17 protein-coding genes are annotated in these 19405 nt (G+C 68.2%); 15 read left to right on the top strand and 2 right to left on the bottom strand.

All coding sequences use genetic code 11. The annotated features are described in order from the left end of the window. Positions 1-233: 233 nt before the first annotated feature. Positions 234-749 (top strand): transcriptional repressor, encoded by a 516-nt coding sequence (locus F4Y45_14290; GenBank protein ID MXY25672.1) that lies wholly within the window; start codon positions 234-236, stop codon positions 747-749. After that, a complete protein-coding gene (locus F4Y45_14285) occupies positions 746-1795 on the top strand; it encodes a lipocalin-like domain-containing protein (protein ID MXY25671.1) in 1050 nt (349 codons plus the stop codon). Before F4Y45_14290 ends, F4Y45_14285 begins: the two co-directional genes overlap by 4 nt. A 45-nt stretch (positions 1796-1840) precedes the next feature. Here F4Y45_14285 and F4Y45_14280 read toward each other — a convergent pair whose 3' ends face one another. Further along, entirely contained in the window at positions 1841-2671 is an 831-nt protein-coding gene (locus F4Y45_14280; protein MXY25670.1) for a peroxiredoxin family protein, read from the bottom strand. On the opposite strand from F4Y45_14280, the gene F4Y45_14275 reads away from it, so the two are divergent. From F4Y45_14275 to F4Y45_14225, 11 genes are all read left to right on the top strand, one after another. Further along, a complete protein-coding gene (locus tag F4Y45_14275) occupies positions 2613-3740 on the top strand; it encodes a DUF3891 family protein (protein ID MXY25669.1) in 1128 nt (375 codons plus the stop codon). The genes F4Y45_14280 and F4Y45_14275 overlap by 59 nt on opposite strands. A 16-nt stretch (positions 3741-3756) precedes the next feature. Continuing rightward, a complete protein-coding gene (locus F4Y45_14270; protein MXY25668.1) occupies positions 3757-5244 on the top strand; it encodes a phosphoesterase in 1488 nt (495 codons plus the stop codon). 94 nt (positions 5245-5338) lie between these two features. After that, positions 5339-6277: a hypothetical protein gene (locus tag F4Y45_14265; protein MXY25667.1), complete on the top strand. Its 939-nt coding sequence runs from the start codon at positions 5339-5341 to the stop codon at positions 6275-6277. An 89-nt stretch (positions 6278-6366) separates the two neighbouring features. Continuing rightward, positions 6367-6822 (top strand): hypothetical protein, encoded by a 456-nt coding sequence (locus F4Y45_14260; GenBank protein ID MXY25666.1) that lies wholly within the window; start codon positions 6367-6369, stop codon positions 6820-6822. Between the two features lie 24 nt (positions 6823-6846). Further along, positions 6847-8118 carry a DUF1552 domain-containing protein gene (locus F4Y45_14255; GenBank protein ID MXY25665.1) on the top strand — a complete coding sequence of 424 codons (1272 nt, stop codon included), beginning with the start codon at positions 6847-6849 and terminating at the stop codon, positions 8116-8118. Between the two features lie 34 nt (positions 8119-8152). Further along, positions 8153-10591 (top strand): DUF1592 domain-containing protein, encoded by a 2439-nt coding sequence (locus F4Y45_14250; protein MXY25664.1) that lies wholly within the window; start codon positions 8153-8155, stop codon positions 10589-10591. A gap of 16 nt (positions 10592-10607) precedes the next feature. After that, positions 10608-13043, top strand: a complete 2436-nt coding sequence (locus F4Y45_14245) for a DUF1592 domain-containing protein (protein ID MXY25663.1) — start codon at positions 10608-10610, stop codon at positions 13041-13043. Positions 13044-13046: 3 nt separating this feature from the next. Beyond that, positions 13047-14789, top strand: coding sequence for a PQQ-binding-like beta-propeller repeat protein (locus F4Y45_14240; GenBank protein MXY25662.1), 1743 nt, complete (start codon positions 13047-13049; stop codon positions 14787-14789). A gap of 45 nt (positions 14790-14834) precedes the next feature. Continuing rightward, a complete protein-coding gene (locus F4Y45_14235; GenBank protein ID MXY25661.1) occupies positions 14835-15359 on the top strand; it encodes a PQQ-binding-like beta-propeller repeat protein in 525 nt (174 codons plus the stop codon). Between the two features lie 29 nt (positions 15360-15388). Next, positions 15389-16189: a PQQ-binding-like beta-propeller repeat protein gene (locus F4Y45_14230; protein MXY25660.1), complete on the top strand. Its 801-nt coding sequence runs from the start codon at positions 15389-15391 to the stop codon at positions 16187-16189. Then, on the top strand, positions 16144-16701 hold the full coding sequence (locus tag F4Y45_14225; protein ID MXY25659.1) for a cytochrome c: 558 nt from the start codon (positions 16144-16146) through the stop codon (positions 16699-16701). The genes F4Y45_14230 and F4Y45_14225 overlap by 46 nt, the downstream gene beginning before the upstream one ends. A gap of 120 nt (positions 16702-16821) precedes the next feature. Here F4Y45_14225 and F4Y45_14220 read toward each other — a convergent pair whose 3' ends face one another. Continuing rightward, positions 16822-17250: a MerC domain-containing protein gene (locus F4Y45_14220; GenBank protein ID MXY25658.1), complete on the bottom strand. Its 429-nt coding sequence runs from the start codon at positions 17248-17250 to the stop codon at positions 16822-16824. 116 nt (positions 17251-17366) lie between these two features. Between F4Y45_14220 and F4Y45_14215 the strand changes: the two genes are divergently transcribed. After that, complete coding sequence (locus F4Y45_14215) at positions 17367-17672, top strand: hypothetical protein (GenBank protein ID MXY25657.1); 306 nt, start codon at positions 17367-17369, stop codon at positions 17670-17672. 183 nt (positions 17673-17855) lie between these two features. Then, positions 17856-19405 (top strand): TonB-dependent receptor (locus F4Y45_14210; protein MXY25656.1); only part of this gene is annotated, 1550 nt, incomplete at its 3' end.

Raw genomic sequence — 19405 nt, 5'->3', positions numbered from 1 at the left:
TCGTCCCCGGCCCACTCGATCAGTGTGCGAACGGCGGCCTCCGCCTCGGCGCGGCGCGGCCGACGCCGCGCTTCCGACGCGGTGCGTGATGGGGTCGGCGTTCGGTGCTCGACAACCGCACTGTCCATGTCCCGGCCTTTCATCAATGACGGGCCGCCCCGGATGGAAATCTCTTCTGGAACAGGACGCAATGTTATAGTGTTGCCTATCCTTGCCGCAAGTCGAGACAGGCTATGGCGAAACCGTCGGTCCGACCCCGGCCCTGCGTTGATCCGGATTGCCGCGGGCGGCACTCGCCACGCGAACGGGTCGCGCTCGCGGTATCGATTTGCGAGGGGCGCGGCGTGCGGATGACAGCGCTGCGGAGGCGTATACTGGAACTGCTTTGGGCGAGCGGTCGGCCGACGGGCGCCTACGAATTGATCAAAGCGGTCACGCCCAGAGATTCGCGTCCGGTCGGACCGCCGACCGTGTATCGGGTGCTGGAGTTCCTGATGGCGCAGGGCCTCGTTTCCAGGATCGAGAGCCTGAACGCCTACGTCCCGTGCGTGCATCCCGAGCGCGACCACGACTGCCTGTTCTTCATTTGCAGCCGCTGCCGGTCGTCGGTCGAGCTTGAGGATCCGCGGATCGGAGGACTGCTCGCCGAGGATGCCGCCGTCCTCGGGTTTGTCGCGACACGTCGCACGGTCGAGGTCGAGGGCATGTGTGCACGGTGCGCAGAGTCGCGTCGGCGTAGGCGGAAATGAGGGAGGCTGTGATGCGCGGAAAGAGACTCGCCCTCGCCCTTGCGGTGTTCGTCGGTCTGCCCTTTGCCCTCGCCGGCTGCGCCGGGGAAGCGCCGGAAGTGTCGACGGAGGACGCGTCCGTCGAGACGGTGCTCGATGCGAGCGCGCGCGATCCGATCGTCGGCACGTACCAACTCGTCGGACGGAACGTCAAGGACGAGAACGGCGCCTGGGTGCCGACCGACGACTTCAATTCCCTCGGCTACATTACCTACAGCGACCGCGGCTACATGGCCGTGAACGTCATGCCGCGCGACCGCGAGCCGTTCGCCGACGCCAGCGAGCCGACGGCGGAGGAGGTGCACGCTGCGCTTCAGGGCTATACCGGGTACTACGGCCCTTTCTCCGTCGAAGAGGATGAGGACGGCGGCTACCTGATCCACCATCGGATCGGGCAGATCAACCCGGGTGGCGAGGTGGACGCGAAGCGCTACTACGACCTCGACGGCGACCGGCTAATCCTCACCCCCGCGTCCGACACCGGGATGAAGCGAGACGCCACGCGGCAGGTCGTCTGGGAGCGGCTGCCCGACGCGGAGCTGTCGGAGGAAGCGCGACGCTTCGTAGGTTTCCGTCAACTCCTCTACACCGACCGCTACACGGTGCAGGACGGCGTGCCCGTCGAGAGCGGGGAGCGGAACACGGACCGCGCCGGCTCGTACATCATCTACACGCCGACCGGCCATATGCTGGTCCACCTGATGGCCCGTGAAGGACGCGTGCCGTATGCCGGCGACACGCCCACACCGGAGGAATCCCTGGCGGCGTACCGGACCTACGGCGGGTACTTCGGCCGCTTCACCGTGCACGAGGCCGCGGATCCGCAGTACGTCGTCCACCACCAGGAGGGTCGGATTCGGCCCTTCAGCGAGGTGACGGACGCGGAACGCCTCTACCAGCTTGACGGCGACGTCCTGCGGCTCGGAGGCCGGCCCCGCGCGAACGAGGACGGCGAGATGGCCGGCGGGCACCTCTACTGGGAGCTGCTGCCGCACCGGCCGGAGTAGCAACGAGGGAAGCGCAGCCGCTGAACGGCACCGAATGCCCCGCGACTAGTCGCGGATCAGCGCGCGCCAGGACAAGTCCCAACTCAACGGCAGCGCCTGCGGCAGATAGCAGATCTCGTGGTCGCAGGCCTGGTACTCGAGCACCGCCTCGATGCGTACCGTGGAACCGGGCTCGGACGCCATCTCGGCGATGTCCGGCCGCATCGGAATCGTCACGTCGTGCACGAGACGAAAGGTCTCCTCGTAGACCGGCACCGTCTCGTCCAGGGGCTCGAAGTGGTACATCCCCGACGGCGGATACGTCACATCGTGGCTTTGCAGGAAGTCGGGCCCCGTCATGCGGAGTCGAACGACCCGGTAGGCGTGATCCCCGGGCGCATAGACGTGCATGTCGGGCTTCGGCGTCACGTCGACCACCAGCGATAGACGGTTGCCGGGAGCAACGACGTCGTCGGTCGCCCAGACGATGGCCTCGAGATGCTCGGTCTCGATACGCGTCGCGTCCGGCGCCGCGCCTGCCGCGGCGCCCCCCAGACGGACCGCGATGCTGGATACCGTGGAGCGCTCTTGGTACGCCGCCTCGAAGAAACGTGCCGTCACGCGCCCGTCCGGATCGAGGATGAACGTTCCCGGGTAAGGGATTCCGTACAGGCGCTGCATCAGCTCCCGGCGCTCCTCGGGCGCACGGTCCGGGTTCATCTCTTCGTTCAGCAGTTCGTACTCCCGAATCGTCGCGGAGCCTGTGTCGGAAAGGAGCGGAAACGTGATCCCGCGCGCGTCGGCGAACTGCGAGAGGGTCGTGGCGGGGTCGTACGTGATGACGGCGAGGCCGAGCCCGCTGTCCTGGAGGTCGTCATACCGGCTCTGCAGCTCCACGAGCTGCGTCTTGCAGTACGGTCACCAGTCTGCCGAGCGGCTGAACACGAGCATCAGTCCGCCGGGTCCCATCAACGACCGCAGGTCGCGCGCCGCACCGTTCTGGTCGACGAGCGAGAAGGACGGCACGACCTCGCCGACCTGCGGACCGAACTGGTCGACGTCCGGCAATGCCTGCGCCGCCGCGGTTGAGGCTATCGCGAATCCGAGCAGCAATGTCAACGTCAGTATGCGCGCAAGCTTCATCATGAATTCTCCGCTGGTTCGTTTACCCTCCGGGGACCAACGCGCCCCGGTACGTTGTCCATCATACGCGGCTATGCTCAACGACGTGATTGTCCGACCCGACGGCGACTGTCTGCTTCTCGTCACCCAGCCGGATCACGCCGCCCTGTCGGGGTGCATCATGACCGCTTGGCGCGGGGACGACCTTCCGGCGAGCCCGAGGCGCGAGACCGTGCTGCTTGCGACGCGCGAGCACGACAACGGCTGGCGAGAAGTGGACGCGTACCCGGATCTCGACCCGGGCAGCCGACGCCCGCACCACTTCATGACGGCGCCGGACGCGACGAAGCAGGGTATCTGGCCGCGCGGCGTACGCCGGATCGAGCCGGAAGATCCTGACGCGGCGGCCCTCGTGGCGCAGCACGCCCTCGCTCTGCTGGAGGTGCATCCGCTACCGGGCTGGGAACGCTTCCGCTCCGCCATGACCGTGGAGCGTGACCGGCTCCTCCGCGCCGGCGCCTACGACAATGACCTCGATGGACTGCTGGCGGACTACCGCTTCGTCTTTCTGGGCGACGTGATCTCGCTGGTCTTCTGCTGCGAATGGTCGGAGACGTATCGCTACGCGGGTTACACGGTCACTCGCGACGGAACGACGGTACAGGTGCAACCGGACCCGTTCGAGGGCCGTCCGGTCGAGTTGGCGGTTCCGGCCCGCCAACTTCCGGCGCGCTCTTTCGCGTCGAACGACGACCTGCACGCCGCCTACGATGCCGCACCGCGCATCGTGCTCCGCGGGACGGCCTGCGGGATCGAATCCCGTGACCCCATGCCGGGTTGCTAGCGGTTGGAACGGAGAAATGCCCATAACTTCTTACCAACGCCGTCGACTGGAACCCCCGGGCCTCTCGCGGAGTACCATCCCTCCGCGTGTCGTCTGGCTCTGCGTCCTGTGCGCGGCGGCCACCCTCGCCCTGGCCCAACCCGCCGCCGAGCGCGAATGGCTGCCCGGCGATTCACACATCCATAGCCATTGGAGCACAGGCTACGACTACCGCACCGCACCGCCGACCCCCATCAAGGGGCGGGATGCGCTCTACTCGACGCCGCGCAACGCCACGATGGCGCGGCGGTTCGGCCTGCGCTGGTTGGTGACGACCGATCACGGCGGCCCCGCCCACTCCAAGGTGAACCTGGAGCAGGCCTACCGCGAACTGACCCTGTCGCGCGAACTCGTTCCCGACGTGCTGCAGTTCTACGGCATGGAGCTCAACATGCCGGGCATGGACCACCACACGCTGATCATTCCCCGGGCCGAGGACGAGGCCTTGGTGCTGCACGAGATCGAGAGCCGTTTCGACTCCAACGAGGACTGGGCCCGTCCCTCCGACCCGCGCCGGCAGTCGGCGGGGCTCAGACGACAGGCGTTGGCGCACATGCAGGAGTTGGACAGGCTGCCGATCCTGTTCGCCAACCACCCTTCCCGGTCGGCGGAAGCGATCGGTGTCTATGGTCGCGACGAACCGTGGGAGCTCCGAGAGAACAACGACATCGCGCCGGACGTATACCGCGGGATGGAGGGCGCGCCCGGCCACCAGGCCGCTGCCCTCAACGAGAACGGCAGCGGGTACCGCGGCGTATACCGGAACCCGGAAGCCCGGACCCTGGGCGGCTTCGACCAGATGACCGCCATCGTCGGCGGCCTGTGGGACGCGCTCCTCGGGGAGGGGCGGCGGTTCTGGATCGTGGCCTCGTCCGACTCGCATTTTCACTACGCCGAACCGGTCCGGGCCGGGAGCGATTTCTGGCCCGGCGAGTTCCACAAGACCTGGGTCCATGCGCGCCCGACCTATGCCGACGTGCTCGACGGCCTGCGGCGCGGCCGCATGTTCGCGGTGGCCGGGGATCTGGTGACCGCGCTCGACGTCAGCCTGGCGAGCGGTCGTCAGAAGGCCGGGCTCGGCGGCACCTTGCGTGTCGCGCCGGGGGCGAGGGTCACGGCGACCGTCCGCTTCCGCGATCCGGAAACCGCGAACGCGGCGGGCGAGAATCCCGCCGTCCGACGGGTCGACGTGATCGTCGGCGAAGTGCGGGGACCGGCCTCCGATGCGGCGAACGACCGAAATCCGACGACGCGCGTCTTCGCCCGCTTCACGCGCGACGCGCTGGACCGCGACGGAGACCGCTACACCGTCGAGGCGGTGCTGCCCGCGGTGGACCGCGATCTCTATGTCCGGGTGCGCGGCACAAGCACCGACGACCTCGAGCCTCCAATGGACGATCCCGGGGAGAACCCCTGGGACGATCTCTGGTTCTACTCGAACCCGATCTTCGTCGAGGTCGAGTGACGCGCCGTTCGGGCTTCGAACGGACGGAGCCGGAGATTCCTGGCGGCTCGGGCTTGGCGGGTTATCATTCCGGGGATCGGCAGGAGATGAACCGATGAGAACATGCACCCGCCTGGCTTGCACCCTTGTCGCGACGCTGTTGATGGCGGCGCCGGCGTTCGGACAGGACTACACGCCCCCGCGGACGCCGGACGGGCAGCCCGACATATCGGGTATCTGGACCAGCTTCGACTCGACGCCGTTCGAGACCCCGGGCCCCGAAGTGTGGGAGGACCTGAAGGCGCTGGCGGCCTGGTTCCCGGGAGTCGACAACAGCGGCGACTCCGGCCCCGGCATCGGTCCTTCCGGCGACTTCTCGCCGGGCGAGGTTGATGCGAAGAGCAACGAGCGGCGGCGGTCGATGGTCGTCGACCCGCCCAGCGGAGTAGTGCCCATCCTGCCGGCGGCCCGGGCGGTTCGGGACGAGAACCTCCGGCTCCTGCCCGACCACTGGGTGCACAACACCCCGTGGGAGCGCTGCATCACGCGCGGGGTGCCGGGGGTGATGTTCCCCACCTACAACACCGGCCACCTGATTCTCCAGACGCAGGACCAGGTGGTGATTTCTTCCGAGATGATCCACGTCTCCCGCATCATTCCCCTGGACGACCGGCCGGAGCTGCCGTCGAACATCCGTCAGTGGGATGGCGTGTCCCGGGGCCGCTGGGAGGGCAACACGCTGGTCGTGGAGGTCACGCACTACAACGCGAAGGGGACCGTCGGCACGAATGTGGCGACCGGCCGGGTCCGGGGCATTCCGCAAAGCGAGGCCACGCGCGTGACCGAGCGGTTCATTCCGGTCGACGAGAACACGCTGCTTTATCGGGTGACGGTCGAAGACCCCGAAGCGTTCGAGCGTCCGTGGACGGTCGAGCTGCCGATGAACCGGTCGCCGGACTACCGGATCCTCGAGTACACGTGCCACGAGGGCAACTACGGCCTCGAGAACACCCTCCGGGCCGGCCGGGCCGAGGACGCGGCCGCCGGCCGTTGACATCGTGTCGGGATTCCGGTAGCCTTCCGCAAGTAAGCAGTAACTTACTTCTCGGCGGCGTCAACACCGGAATCCCGGGAGGTGGACGGATGTCCTCGAAAGCGCGCGTGCTCGGCATGGGGATGATGCTGACGCTGGCCGCTGTCCTTCTGACAAGTGCGATGGGGGCTGCTCAGGGGGGCGCCCTGCAGGTGACCGTCACCTACCAGGGGAGCGGCGGGGTCGGGCTGAACAACGCCATCTGGCTGTCGGTCTGGGACACCGCGGACATCCCGCCCGATGGGAGCGTCCTGCCGATCGGGAACGCCCGGGTCGTGGAGAACGGCGGCACGGTGACCGTCGCGGGGTTGTCCGCGTCGACCGTGTACCTGACAGCCCTCTACGACGAGCAGGGGGGATGGACGGGCCGCACAGCGGTCCCGTCCGGCACGCCGGCCGGCGTCTACAGTCCGAATGCGTACGGCGCACCGGGCCCCATTGCGGTCGTCGCGGGTGAGACCGTCGAGGTCGAGTTCGGGTTCACCGACGCCTTTCGTATGCCCTAATCCGTTCGTCAGGAGCCGATGACCATGATCACGACCCGACCGCTCGACCGGCGTACGTTCCTCCGCGCCTCAGGCGTCGCGATGGCGCTGCCGCTGCTCGAATCGATGGCGCCGGCCATCGCCCGCGCCGCAGTGGCCGCTCCGCCTAGGCGGCTGGTGACGATCTGCACCACGCTGGGGCTCTACTCGTCGTCGTGGTTCCCGCAGGCGGCGGGCGCCGGCTACGAGGCGACCGAGTACCTCAAGCTGATCGACGAGCACCGGTCGAAATACACGCTGTTCACCGGCTTCTCGCACGAGGAGCAGAGCGGCCGCCAGCCGCACAACTCCGAGATCACGTGGTTGACCGCGGCGCGGCGGCCTGGGCTCGACGGGTTCCGGAACAGCGTCTCGGTCGACCAGGTGGCGGCCAACCATCTGGGGTACGTGACGCGGTTCCCGTCGGTCGTCCTGGGGACGGCGAGCGCGCAGAGTCAGTCCTACACCACGAGCGGCGCAATGGTGCCGGCCGAGGACAGCCCGGCCAGCCTGTTCCGGAGACTGTTCCTGCAGGGCACGCCGGAGGAGGTCGAACGAGAGGCGCAGAGCCTCAACGACGGCGGCAGCATCCTCGACCGTCTGAAGTCGCAGACCGATTCGCTGCGCGGGCGGGTCAGCGCAGCGGACCGTCAGAAGCTGGATGCCTACTACGACGCGGTCCGGACGGCCGAGCTCGACCTCGCGGAAGTCAAGGCTTGGCAGCAGAAGCCGAAGCCCGTAGTGGACGCGGAGCCCCCGACCGATCTCCCGAACCCCGCGGATCTCATCGGGCGCATCAAGCTGATGTTCCGCATGATGCCGCTGGTTCTGGAAACGGACTCCTCGCGCGTCATCAGTCTGATGATCCACGACCACGGCGTCGTGCCGCAGGTGCAGGGAGTTTCCGGCGATCAGCACAGCCTGTCCCACCACGGGCAGGACGAGGCCAAGATCGCGCAGTTGAAGAGGATCGAGACCCAGATTGTCGAGGCCTTCGGCGGCCTGCTGACCGACCTGAGCGGGCGCGGCGGCGCGGACGGCTCGCTGCTCGATCACACGATGGTGCTGTTCGGCAGCAACCTGGGCAACGCCAACGCGCACACGCCGATCGACCTGCCGATTCTCCTTGCGGGGGGCGGGTTCTCGCACGGGACGCACGTCGTGCACGAGGGCGAGCACAACGCGCCGCTCTGCAACCTGTTCGTCACGATGCTCCAGAACATGGGCCTCGAGACGGACGCGTTCTCGCAGAGCACTGGCACGCTGACCTGGTCGTAGGACCGGTGTAGGGTCTTTCCTGGAGAGGAGCTCGATGAAAGTACGAACCTGCGCCGTGCTCGCGGCTTGCCTGTGGCTCGCGTCCGGCGTCGCGTCCGCCCAGTCGTTCGAAGCCGACGTGGCGCCGCTCGTCCAGGGGTCCTGTCTCGCGTGCCACGGCGAACGCACCGTGACACCGCTCAACCTCGCGAGCCTTGGGTCCGACCTGACCGACCGCGCGACCTATCGCGCGTGGGAGCGAGTCTACGAACGGGTGGAGAACGGCGAGATGCCTCCCGCCACGGTTGCGCGACCCGACAGAGCGGTGGTCGAAACGGCGCTCGGGTCCCTGAAGCGCGCCCTCGTCGATGCGAACCTCGCGGCCCGCGGGGATCTGCGCACGCCGCTCCGCCGCCTCACACGCCTGGAGTACGCCTACACCATCGCGGACCTGCTGCAGCTCGACGAGGCTGTCGGCACGGAGCTGAGCCAGATGCTGCCGGCCGAGGCCGACTCCGGGGGGTTCGACACGGTCGCGGCCCGGCAGAGCATGTCGCCACTGCACGTCCAGGCCTATCTCGACGCGGCCGACCGGGCCCTTGACGCCGCGCTGCAGTTCGGCCCGCGTCCGGAGACCCAGACGTACCACATCGACTATTCGCAATCGCAGTATCTCTGGGGGATAAGCATGGCGAAGGGCCTGGGCCTGGGCATCGTCAAGCAGTTGGACGATGGCTTCGCGATGTTCTTCGATTTCGGCTCGACCTATACCTTCCATAGTGAATCGGAGGGTTTCCACGTGCCGCAGCCGGGTCGTTACCGCGTCACCGTGGACGCCTACCCGTACCAGGCGAACTCCCTCGTGAACCTGGTCATCTACCGTGGGCTCAAGGCGGGTGTCGCCGCGTCGCTGGACGAGCTTATCGGCTCGTACGACCTCGAAGTCGCGCGGACCGTGGAGGTCACGCCGTTCCTGCGGCCCGGCGAGCTGATCGGCCTTTCCGCGACGGAGCTCGACGTCCCGCAGGACGGGTCGTGGACGCCGCCCGCCGATCCCTCCGAGGGCTACGGCGGGATGGTGGACTATCCCGGGGAAGGGATCGCGTTCCGGTCGATGACCATCGAGGGGCCGCTCGTCGACGCGTGGCCGCCGGCCGGCGCCCGGCAGCTCCTGGCGGGCATCGAGTTCGACGACGCCGGCGAGATCCGGCTGACCAGGGATCCCTACGAGCACGTCGTCGACGTAGTCGCGGCATTCGCGCCGCGCGCGTTCCGCCGGCCGCTGGAGGACGGCGAGCTGGAGGCCTACGCCAGCCTTGCGCAGCCTCTGCTGGCCGCCGGGCGGCCGTTCCTCGATGCGGTTCGTGTGCCGCTGCGCGCGATCCTCAGCGCGCCGCCGTTCCTCTACCACCACGGCGGCGCGCCGGGCAACATGGACGACTTCGGGCTCGCGACGCGCCTCGCCTATTTCCTGTGGCGCAGCATGCCGGACGACGAGCTCTTCGAGCTGGCGCGCGAGGGGCGGCTGTCCGACCCCGCCGTGCTCGCGGCGCAGGTCGACCGGATGCTCGACGACGACCGCAACGAGCGGTTCGTCCGGGACTTCGCGGGCCAGGCGTTCCGGCTCTACGAGATCAAGGCCACCGCCCCGGACGCGGGGCTGTATCCCGAGTACGACGATCGGCTGGGGCAGGCCATGCAGCGGGAGACGGAACTGTTCCTCGGCGAGCTGATCGCCGAGAACCACGGCGTGGGGAACCTGATCGACGCCGACTTCACGTTCGTGAACCGCCGTCTGGCCGAGCACTATGGGTTGCCGACCGTCGGGGGGCAGCACATGCGCCGCGTGGAGCTGCCGGCGGACAGCCCGCGCGGCGGGCTGCTCACGCAGGCGAGCGTGCTGAAGGTGACGGCGAACGGGACGACCACGTCGCCGGTGCCGCGGGGCAACTTCGTGCTCGCCAACCTGCTCGGGCAGCCGGCCCCGCCACCCCCGGCCGGCGTGGAGGGCCTGGAACCTGACACGCGCGGGACGACCACCATCCGCGAGCAACTCGAAGCCCACCGGTCGAACCCGGTCTGCGCGAGCTGTCACCGGGACATCGATCCGCCCGGCTTCGCACTGGAGTCGTTCGACCCAATCGGCGGCTTTCGGACGAACTACCGGGCTAGCGGCGGCCAGATGACGTTCGGCGATTTCACCGTACCCGCGCCGTACACCGAGGGGCCCGCGGTGGACCCGAGCGGCGTCACGCCGGTGGGTGACACCTTCGCGGATATCCACGGCTACAAGCGGCTGATGCTGGAGAACGACGTCGAGCAGGTGGCTCGCAACCTCAGCTCGCAGTTCCTGGTCTACGCGACGGGGGCGGAGATCGAGTTTGCGGACCGGGATGCGGTCGAGGACATCGTCGCGCGGCTGCGCGAGGACGGCTATCCGATCCGCACCATGATTCACGAGGTCGTGCGGAGCGAGCTCTTCGGGAGCCGATGAGCACGATGGCGGCCCGATGACGGCAAGAACCTGCGCCGCCTTGGTGGCCTGTCTCTGGCTCGCGCCCGGCGTCGCGTCCGGCCAGTCGTTCGAAGACGGCGTGGCCCCGCTCGTCGAGCGTTCCTGCCTTGCCTGCCACGGCGACCACACGGTGACGCCGCTCAACCTCGCGCGGCTCGGGTTCGACCTGACCGACCGCGCGACGTATCGCACGTGGGAGCGGGTGTACGAGCGGGTGGAGAACGGCGAGATGCCCCCGGCCGCCGCCCCGCGCCCCGATGCCGCGGTCGTCGAGACGGCGCTCGGGTCGCTGAAGCGGGCGCTGGTCGACGCCAACCTCGCGGCGCGCGGGGGGCAGCGCACGCCGCTGCGCCGCCTCACGCGGCTGGAGTACGCCTACACCATCTCGGACCTGCTCGGCATCGACGAGGCAGTCGGCGAGATCCTGAGCCGGGGACTGCCGGCGGAAGCCGATTCGGGCGGATTCGATACCGTGGCGGCGAACCAGGCCATGTCGCCGCTGCACGTCCGGTCCTATCTGGATGCGGCGGATCGGGCGCTCGACACGGCTCTCGCGGCTGGCCCCCGGCCGCCAACCGACCGGCACGTGATCGAGTACGTGAAGTCTCGAGGCCTCTACCGCTCCAGCAACGCGGAGATCCTGGGCGGAGGCGCGGTCAAGCAGCTGGACGACGGCTACGCGACATTCTCCGCGGCCGCCTCGACGTACCTGCTCCACTCGCTCGCGGAGGGCTTCACCGTGCCCCGGCCCGGCCGGTATCGCGTCGCCGTCGAGGCCTATGCCTACCAGGCGGACACGCCGGTGACGCTGACCCTGTACCGCGGAGCCTCGGTGGGCGGGCCCGCGTCGCTGGACGAGCTGATCGGCTCGTACGACCTGGTGGGCGACGCGCCGCAGACGGTGGTGATCACCCCGTTCCTGAGTCCCGGCGAGCTCATCAGCCCGGCCGTGGCCGACGCCGACTTTCCGCCGGGCGACGACCCCCTCCGCTATTTCCAGCCGGACAAGAACGTCCGGGACTACACCGGTGAGGGCATTGCCCTGAGGTCGATGACCATCGAGGGGCCGCTCCTCGACGCCTGGCCGCCGGCGAGCACCCGGCAGTTGCTGACCGGCCTCGATTTCGACGAGGCGGGCGAGGTCCGGCTCACCAGGGATCCCTACGAGCACGTCGTCGACATCGTCGCGGCGTTCGCGCCGCGCGCGTTCCGCCGGCCGCTGGAGGACGGCGAGCTGGAGGCCTACGCCAGCCTTGCCGAGCCGCTCCTGGCCGGCGGACGGCCGTTCCTCGAGGCGGTGCGCGTGCCGCTGCGCGCCATCCTCAGCGCGCCGTCGTTCCTCTATCACCACGGTGGCGAGCCGGGGGAGATGGACGACTTCGGACTCGCGACCAGGCTGTCCTACTTTCTCTGGCGCAGCATGCCGGACGCGGAGCTCCTCGACGCGGCGCGCGCGGGCCGGCTGTCGGATGCCGACGTGCTGGCGCGGCAGGTCGACCGGATGCTCGACGACGATCGGACCGCGCGGTTCGTGCGGGACTTCGCGGGCCAGGCGTTCCGGCTCTACGAGCTGAAGGCGACCGCTCCGGACGGCGGACTGTATCCCGAGTACGACGACCGGCTGGGGCAGGCGATGCAGCGAGAGACGGAGCTGTTCCTCGGTGAGCTGCTCGCCGGGAACCATGGCGTCGGTGGGCTGATAGACGCGGACTTCACGTTCGTAAACCGCCGGCTCGCGGAGCACTACGGCATCGCCGGCGTCGAGGGCCAGCAGATGCGCAAGGTGGCGCTTCCGGCGGACAGTCCGCGCGGTGGGCTGCTCACGCAGGCGAGCGTGCTGAAGGTAACGGCGAACGGGACGACGACGTCGCCGGTGCCGCGGGGCAACTTCGTGCTGGCGAACCTGCTCGGGCAGCCGGCGGCGCCGCCCCCGGCCGGGGTGGAGGGTCTGGAGCCGGACACGCGCGGGACGACGACCATCCGGGAACAGTTGGACGCCCACCGGTCGAATCCGGTCTGCGCGAGCTGCCACCGCGTGATCGATCCGCCCGGCTTCGCGCTGGAGTCGTTCGACCCGATCGGCGGCTTCCGCACGCACTACCGGTCGTCCGGAGGCGAGGCCCGGTACGGCAACGCGCTGGTGCCCGGGTACTACAGCGAGGGCCCCGCGGTGGACCCGAGCGGCGTCACGCCGGTGGGGGACGCGTTTGCCGACATCCACGAGTACAAGCGGCTGATGCTGCGGAACGACCTCGAGCAGGTGGCCCGTCACCTGAGCTCGCAGCTGCTCGTCTATGCGACCGGCGCGGAGATCGAGTTCGCGGATCGTGACGCGGTGGAGGGCATCGTGGCGCGCTTGCGCCCTGACGGCTATCCGGTCCGCACCATGATTCACGAGGTCGTGCGGAGCGACCTCTTCCGGAGCCGCTAGGAGATGACGCGCCTTGTCGTCCTGGCCCTGATCGGACTCGTTTCGGTGGCCGGACCGGCCGCGGCGCAGGCTCCCGCAGCGCCTCCCGTCACGGACGCCATGCTCCAGGATCCGGCGCCCGGCGACTGGCTCATGTGGCGGCGCACCCTGAACGGCTGGGGCTACAGCCCGCTCGACCAGATCAACCGGGACAACGTCGACGAACTGCGTCTGGTGTGGACCCGCGCCCTGTCGTCCGGCTACCAGGAAGGCACGCCGCTGGCCTATGGCGGCACGCTGTACATGCCGAACCCGAACGATCACCTGCAGGCGATCGATGCGGTGACCGGCGATCTCCTTTGGGAGTACCGCCGGGAGATCCCGGACAACGCCGAGGAACTGGCCGCGGCGGCGGGGCTCGCCACCGTCAACCGGAACGTGGCGATCTACGGGAACGTGATCATCGATACCGGCAACGACGGCCACGTCTACGCGGTTGACGCCGCGACCGGGGAACTGGCCTGGGAGACCGAGATCTACGACTACACGACGGCGGCGGCGCGGCACTCGTCGGGTCCGATTGTCGCCAACGGCAAGGTGATTTCGGGGCGCAGTTGCCGGCCCGCGGGCGGTCCGACGGCCTGCGTGATCGTCGCGCATGACGCCACGACCGGGGCCGAGCTGTGGCGGACCCGCCTCGTCCCGGCGCCGGGCGAGCCGGGCGACGAGACCTGGGGCGGCGTGCCCTACGAGGAGCGCGTCCACGTGGGCTCGTGGATGGTGCCCAGCTACGACCCGGAGCTCGACCTGGTCTACGTCGGCACGTCCGTCACCTCTCCCGCGCCGAAGTTCCTGCTCGGCGGCTCGGACCTGAAGCACCTGTACCACAACTCGACCCTCGCCCTCGACGGCGACACCGGCGAGATTCGCTGGTACTACCAGCACCTGAACGACCACTGGGACATGGACCATCCCTTCGAGCGGCTGCTCGTCGACACCGCGGTGGCCCCGGACCCCGACGCCGTGAGCTGGATCAATCCGCGCGTGCGCGCCGGCGAGGTGCGCAAGGTCGTCACCGGCATTCCCGGAAAGACGGGCGTGGTGTACACCCTCGACCGCGAGACGGGGGAGTTCCTCTGGGCCACGCCGACGGTCACCCAGAACCTCATCAGCGACATCGACGGCGCCACCGGCGAGGTCACCCCGAACTCCGAGGCGGTCTTCAGCGGCTACGGACAGCAGATCCTGTCGTGCCCCGGCTGGCTGGGCGGCAAGGACTGGGAAGCCGGCGCCTACAGCCCGCTGACGAACACGATGTACTACCCGCTGCGCAACTCGTGCGCACGCGTCCTGGCGACCCCGGACGAGGGATTGGCCATCTACCAGCTTGCCGCCCGCTTCCAGATGGCGCCCGGCACCGACCAGTTGGGCACGGTCCACGCGATCTCGGCGGAAACGGGCCGCTCGGCCTGGGTGCAGGAGCAGCGCGCGGCAACCATGTCGCTCGTCACCACCGGCGGCGGGCTCGTGTTCGGCGGAGACGTGAACGGGCGCTTCCGCGCCCTCGACCAGGAGACCGGCGAGGTGCTGTGGGAGATCAACCTCGGCTCGCCGGTCACCGGTTTTCCGATCAGCTTCGCGGTCGACGGCCGTCAGTACGTCGCGGTCAGCACCGGCACCGCCGCGAGCGCGTCCGCATTCGTCGGCCTCACGCCCGAGCTTCGTCCCAGCTACGGGAACAACCTGTTCGTTTTCGCTCTGCCTTAACACGTCATACGCGGCCGACGCCGCGAACGATGTAGAGGTGACTGCATGGGTTTCCTGGCTCGCCGTTCGAAGCGCCGGGGGTTGGATCTCCCAGTGGCGCCACGGCCGACTTGCCTTGCTCTCACCACCCTCCTGCTGTGCTCCTGCACGCCCGACCTGCAGAACGCCAATTGGTCCGCCTATCTGGGCGATCCGGGACGTAGACACTATTCCGAGTTGGTTCAGATCAATCGCGACAATGTTCGCGAGCTCGAGGTGGCGTGGATCTACGACTCCGGCGCGCTGGTCCCCGGGTCGAGGCCGGTCATGTACACCAGCCCGCTCATCATCGATGGCGTGCTGTATGGCTTGTCACCGAGACTCGTCGCGTTTGCCCTTGACGCAGCGACCGGTGACGAGTTGTGGCGGTACGATCCGGACGCGGCTGGAGCCGCTCAACGGGGGCTCATGTGGTGGCAGGACGACGATCGATCCCGCCTGTTCTATACCGCTGGCCGCGAGCTCATCGCGCTAGATCCGAGCACGGGTCGACCCGTCGAGGACTTGGCGAGAACGGCAGGGTCGATCTAACGCCGAGCGGTAGATCTGCTCCGTTCTTTGTGAGCGTACCGGGCGTCATTTTCGAAGACCTGATCGTGTTGGGTTTTTCGACCGATGAGGGTGATAGAGCCCACGCCGGCTCGGTCCGTGCCTACAGCGCCATCACCGGCGACCTGGTCTGGCAATTCAACAGCCTCCCCCGGCCTGGCGAGATGGGATCCGAAACCTGGGCGGACGGGGCTCTCGAACGAGCAGGTGGGGCGAACAACTGGACGGGAATGGCCCTGGACGCAGAGCGTGAGCTTGTCTTCGTGCCGACGGGCTCCGCCACCCCCGACTTCTATGGAGCATCGCGTCCGGGCGACAATCTGTTTGCCAACTGCCTGCTCGCCCTCGACGCACGAACCGGTGAGCTGCGGTGGTACTTCCAGGCCGTGCGTCACGATCTGTGGGATCGCGACCTTCCTTCCCCGCCCACTCTGGTCGAGATGGAACGCTCTGGCGTGGTCATCGATGCCGTCGCGGTGACGACGAAATCCGGACACCTGTTCGTATTCGACCGTGACACCGGAGAATCGCTGTACGACATCGCCGAAGTATCGGCGCCTCCCAGTGACCTGCCCGGAGAACAGGCCTCTCCGACGCAACCGATGTCCAGCGTCGCCTTTACCCGTCAGTCGTTTGAGACCACCAGGCGAAGCCGGGAGGCGACCGACTTCGTGGAGAACCTGATCAGGGATCTGGATCAACGACCGTGGGCGACCCCGAGCGTGGCCGGCACGCTCTTCTACCCCGCATACGATGGCGGTGCGGAATGGGGGGCTCGGCCTTCGACCCGAATGGCAACCGACTCATCCTGAATGCCCAGGAGATCGGCGGCATCATTCGTCTGCACGAGATTCCAGTGGGATTCAGTAACCGCAACGCGTACGTCGAGCATTGCGCAAGCTGCCACGGCATCGATCGTGAAGGCACCGACGACGGACCGAGCCTGGTAGACGTTGGTCTTCGGCTGACGCGCGGTCAATTGGCGAGGGTCATGCGAGAGGGGAGCGGTCGCATGCCGAGCTACGATCATCTTCAGGATTTCGAGCGCAACGCTCGGTTCCATCGATTTGGCCACGGGCGAGATCGACTGGCAAGTCCCATTGGGCGACTACGCCGAAACGGAAGGACTGGGACTTGGCGCGGAGAACTACGGCGGACCGGTGGTAACCGCGTCGGGCCTGATCTTCATCGGCGCCACTCCGGACAGGAAGTTCCGGGCCTTTTGACGTCCGGGACGGGGAAGTGCTGTGGGAAGCTGAGCTATCCGCCGCAGGATTCGCGACACCGGCAATCTACAGCGTGGATGGCCAACAGTATGTGGTGATCGCGGCCGGTGGCGGCAGGAGGGGACCGCCTTCCGGTTCCGAGTACGTCGCGTTCAGCTTGCCGAAGGACGAGTGAAAGGCGCTGGCTCTGGTGCTGGCGATTCCGGTCGCGGTCGCCGTCAGCCTTCCTGATCCGAGCGCTCCTCGTCGGCGCATGCCGAACACGCGCCGGTCTGGCAGATACGGGCACTCTGCACCATGGCGCCGGCGAGGAGCAGGCTGCCACCCACCGACGTCAGTGTCTCGGGCAGCGGCTCGAGCCAACCGGCAAGAGAGGCCGCCCAGAGCGCTGCTCCCCCGGCAAAGGTGAGGACCACGGCCGCGTTCTTGCAGGCCGGGCTCAGCGCGAGCAGCACGACGCCGAGAACGACAGTCCCGGCCCACATGGCTCGCTCGACGTTTTCGGTGAGCGCGAGCGCGGGCGCCACCACGACGAGGAACGGTGTGAGCGCGCAGTGCAGGCCGCACAGGGCCGCGGCGCACGCCGTCAGGCGCGATCCGGAGGCCAGATACGTGCTCGACGGAACGGTTGCGAGAGAGTCCTTCATGATGAGCCGGCGACGGCAAGAGCAGGGTCTGAACCGAAGAGACTATCGTAACGGATTTTCGGCATCTGCGGCGGCCCTTGCCGCCCTGCCGCCGTCTCTGCTACGGTGGAGAATCCATGATCCACAGAGGAAGTGCGCAGGCGAGGCTCGCACGCCGTAGCCGCGGCTGGCGCGCATGGATCGCCGTTCTGGTGATGGCGATGGCCAGCGCCGCCGCCGCCGAGGTTTTCTGTCACGAGGAGCACGCGGCCGATCAGAATTGCGCCGTCTGCCAGCTCCGACACCAGCCTGCCGCCGAACTTGCCGGCTCGTTGCAGATCGGACTCGCCGAGGTGGCGGAGCCGCTCGAGCAGGCTGCCGGCGGCGAATGGATCGCGTCCGGTCACTTCCGTCGCCTCCCCGCCCGCGGCCCGCCCGCCTAGTTCCCGTCACGCGCTGCGTTTCCGCCATCGTTTGTCGAAGACCCGGCACGGGTCGGCGGTGTCGTGTCATGCGCCCGTCCAGGGTGCTGTCTCAAGAACGCAGCGGCTGGCGCGTTCTCGGCTGCCCTGCACGATGGAAACGGGAAGAGAGTTACGAAGAGTGGAACTCGGGAAGGGAATCTGATGTATCGATTGACAACGACACTTGTTATCGCGGCGGCTTCGATGGCCGTCCTTGTTGCGGCGCCGGCCCTGGCTCAGGAGACCGGCGTGGTGCGCGGCACCGTAACACTCCAGCAATACGGCCCCGTTCAAGGCGCCGTCGTCCTCGTTGTGGGCACGGGCAGGTTTGGGTTGACGGACGAACAGGGGAGGTTCGCAATCGACGGCGTGCCGGCCGGCTCCTACGAAGTCCTTGCGCAACGCGAGCACGTGACCGCGGGACGACAGACGGTGAACGTCGTTTCAGGCGGAGCGGCGACGGTGGACTTCGAACTCGTACTCTCGGCCATTCGCGAGGACGTTACGGTGACCGCCTCGGTGGAAGGCACGGAGACGACGTTCGAGGCGTTCAACGCGGTCACCACCGTGGACGCGTTCGACATCGCAAGGGAGTCGCCCGCCGATCTTGGAGACGCCCTTCGGCACGAGCCGGGCATTGCGATCCGCACCTTCGGCCCCGGAGCCGCCCGGCCGATCATCCGCGGCTTCGACGGTGACCGGGTGCTGATCCTGGAGGACGGTATCCGCACCGGAGACCTGTCGAGCGAGTCCGGCGACCATGGCGTCGCGGTCGACCCTCACAGCGCGGAACGCATCGAGATCGTGCGTGGGCCGGCGACGTTGTTGTACGGCTCGAACGCGGTCGGCGGGCTCGTCAACGTGATCACACCCCACGAGAGCTATCGCGAGTCGCTGATCGACGGGACGCGGGCGCAGTGGAGCGCCGACGTGGGAAGCGCGAATGGCCAGGCAGGCACCAACTTCGGCCTGCAGCACGCACGGAACGGCGTGCACTTCTGGGGCGGCGGCAACCTGCGGCGGACGGAAGACTACGCCACGCCACTGGGGACCGTCGAGAACTCCGCCACCGAGTCGGCCAACGGGCGGGCCGGCGTGGGCTGGCTGGGCGACCGGCTCTTCGCGAGCGCCGGCGTGACGTTGAACGACGGCCGCTATGGAGTGCCGTTCGCCGGCGAGTTCCACGGACACCACGAAGATGAGCACGAAGGGCACGGGGACGACCATGGCGAGACGGCGATCTCGCTCGACTGGCAGCGTCGCGCCGGGCGCGTCGACCTCGGTGTACACAGCCTTGGCAACCCCGTCATCGAGGGGGCACGGCTCAGCCTGAACGTCGTGAATTGGAACCATGACGAGCTGGAGATCGAGGGTGGGCAGGAACGCGTCGGCACGCGCTACGACAACCGGGTCTACATCCTCCGCGCCGATGTGGACCAGCGGCAGACGCAGCGTCTCTCCGGGAGGTTCGGCGCCTGGACGCAGATACGGGACTTCGAGGCGGCGGGCGTCGAGGCGCTGGCGCCCCGGACCGACCTGACGTCCTTCGCGGCCTTCGCCTACGAAGAGCTGAACTTCGGGCGCATTCGCGTGCAGTTCGGCGGTCGGTTCGACCGTGACAACTACCGGGCGGCGGAGCGTACCGGCGGACATGCACACGATGACCACGACGATCACGACGATGACCACGACGACGATCACGACGATCACGA

The sequence above is a fragment of the Acidobacteriota bacterium genome (genome assembly GCA_009838525.1).
Lineage (GTDB): Bacteria > Acidobacteriota > Vicinamibacteria > Vicinamibacterales > UBA8438 > VXRJ01.
This window is presented reverse-complemented; position numbering and strand designations above follow the sequence as displayed.

Bases quoted from the DNA above. Each gene is read 5' to 3' on its own strand.
- F4Y45_14290 (MXY25672.1), top strand. From the start codon at position 234: ATGGCGAAACCGTCGGTCCGACCCCGGCCCTGCGTTGATCCGGATTGC.
- F4Y45_14285 (MXY25671.1), top strand. From the start codon at position 746: ATGAGGGAGGCTGTGATGCGCGGAAAGAGACTCGCCCTCGCCCTTGCG.
- F4Y45_14275 (MXY25669.1), top strand. From the start codon at position 2,613: ATGACGGCGAGGCCGAGCCCGCTGTCCTGGAGGTCGTCATACCGGCTC.
- F4Y45_14270 (MXY25668.1), top strand. From the start codon at position 3,757: ATGCCCATAACTTCTTACCAACGCCGTCGACTGGAACCCCCGGGCCTC.
- F4Y45_14265 (MXY25667.1), top strand. From the start codon at position 5,339: ATGAGAACATGCACCCGCCTGGCTTGCACCCTTGTCGCGACGCTGTTG.
- F4Y45_14260 (MXY25666.1), top strand. From the start codon at position 6,367: ATGTCCTCGAAAGCGCGCGTGCTCGGCATGGGGATGATGCTGACGCTG.
- F4Y45_14255 (MXY25665.1), top strand. From the start codon at position 6,847: ATGATCACGACCCGACCGCTCGACCGGCGTACGTTCCTCCGCGCCTCA.
- F4Y45_14250 (MXY25664.1), top strand. From the start codon at position 8,153: ATGAAAGTACGAACCTGCGCCGTGCTCGCGGCTTGCCTGTGGCTCGCG.
- F4Y45_14245 (MXY25663.1), top strand. From the start codon at position 10,608: ATGACGGCAAGAACCTGCGCCGCCTTGGTGGCCTGTCTCTGGCTCGCG.
- F4Y45_14240 (MXY25662.1), top strand. From the start codon at position 13,047: ATGACGCGCCTTGTCGTCCTGGCCCTGATCGGACTCGTTTCGGTGGCC.
- F4Y45_14235 (MXY25661.1), top strand. From the start codon at position 14,835: ATGGGTTTCCTGGCTCGCCGTTCGAAGCGCCGGGGGTTGGATCTCCCA.
- F4Y45_14225 (MXY25659.1), top strand. From the start codon at position 16,144: ATGGGGGGCTCGGCCTTCGACCCGAATGGCAACCGACTCATCCTGAAT.
- F4Y45_14220 (MXY25658.1), bottom strand. From the start codon at position 17,250: ATGAAGGACTCTCTCGCAACCGTTCCGTCGAGCACGTATCTGGCCTCC.
- F4Y45_14215 (MXY25657.1), top strand. From the start codon at position 17,367: ATGATCCACAGAGGAAGTGCGCAGGCGAGGCTCGCACGCCGTAGCCGC.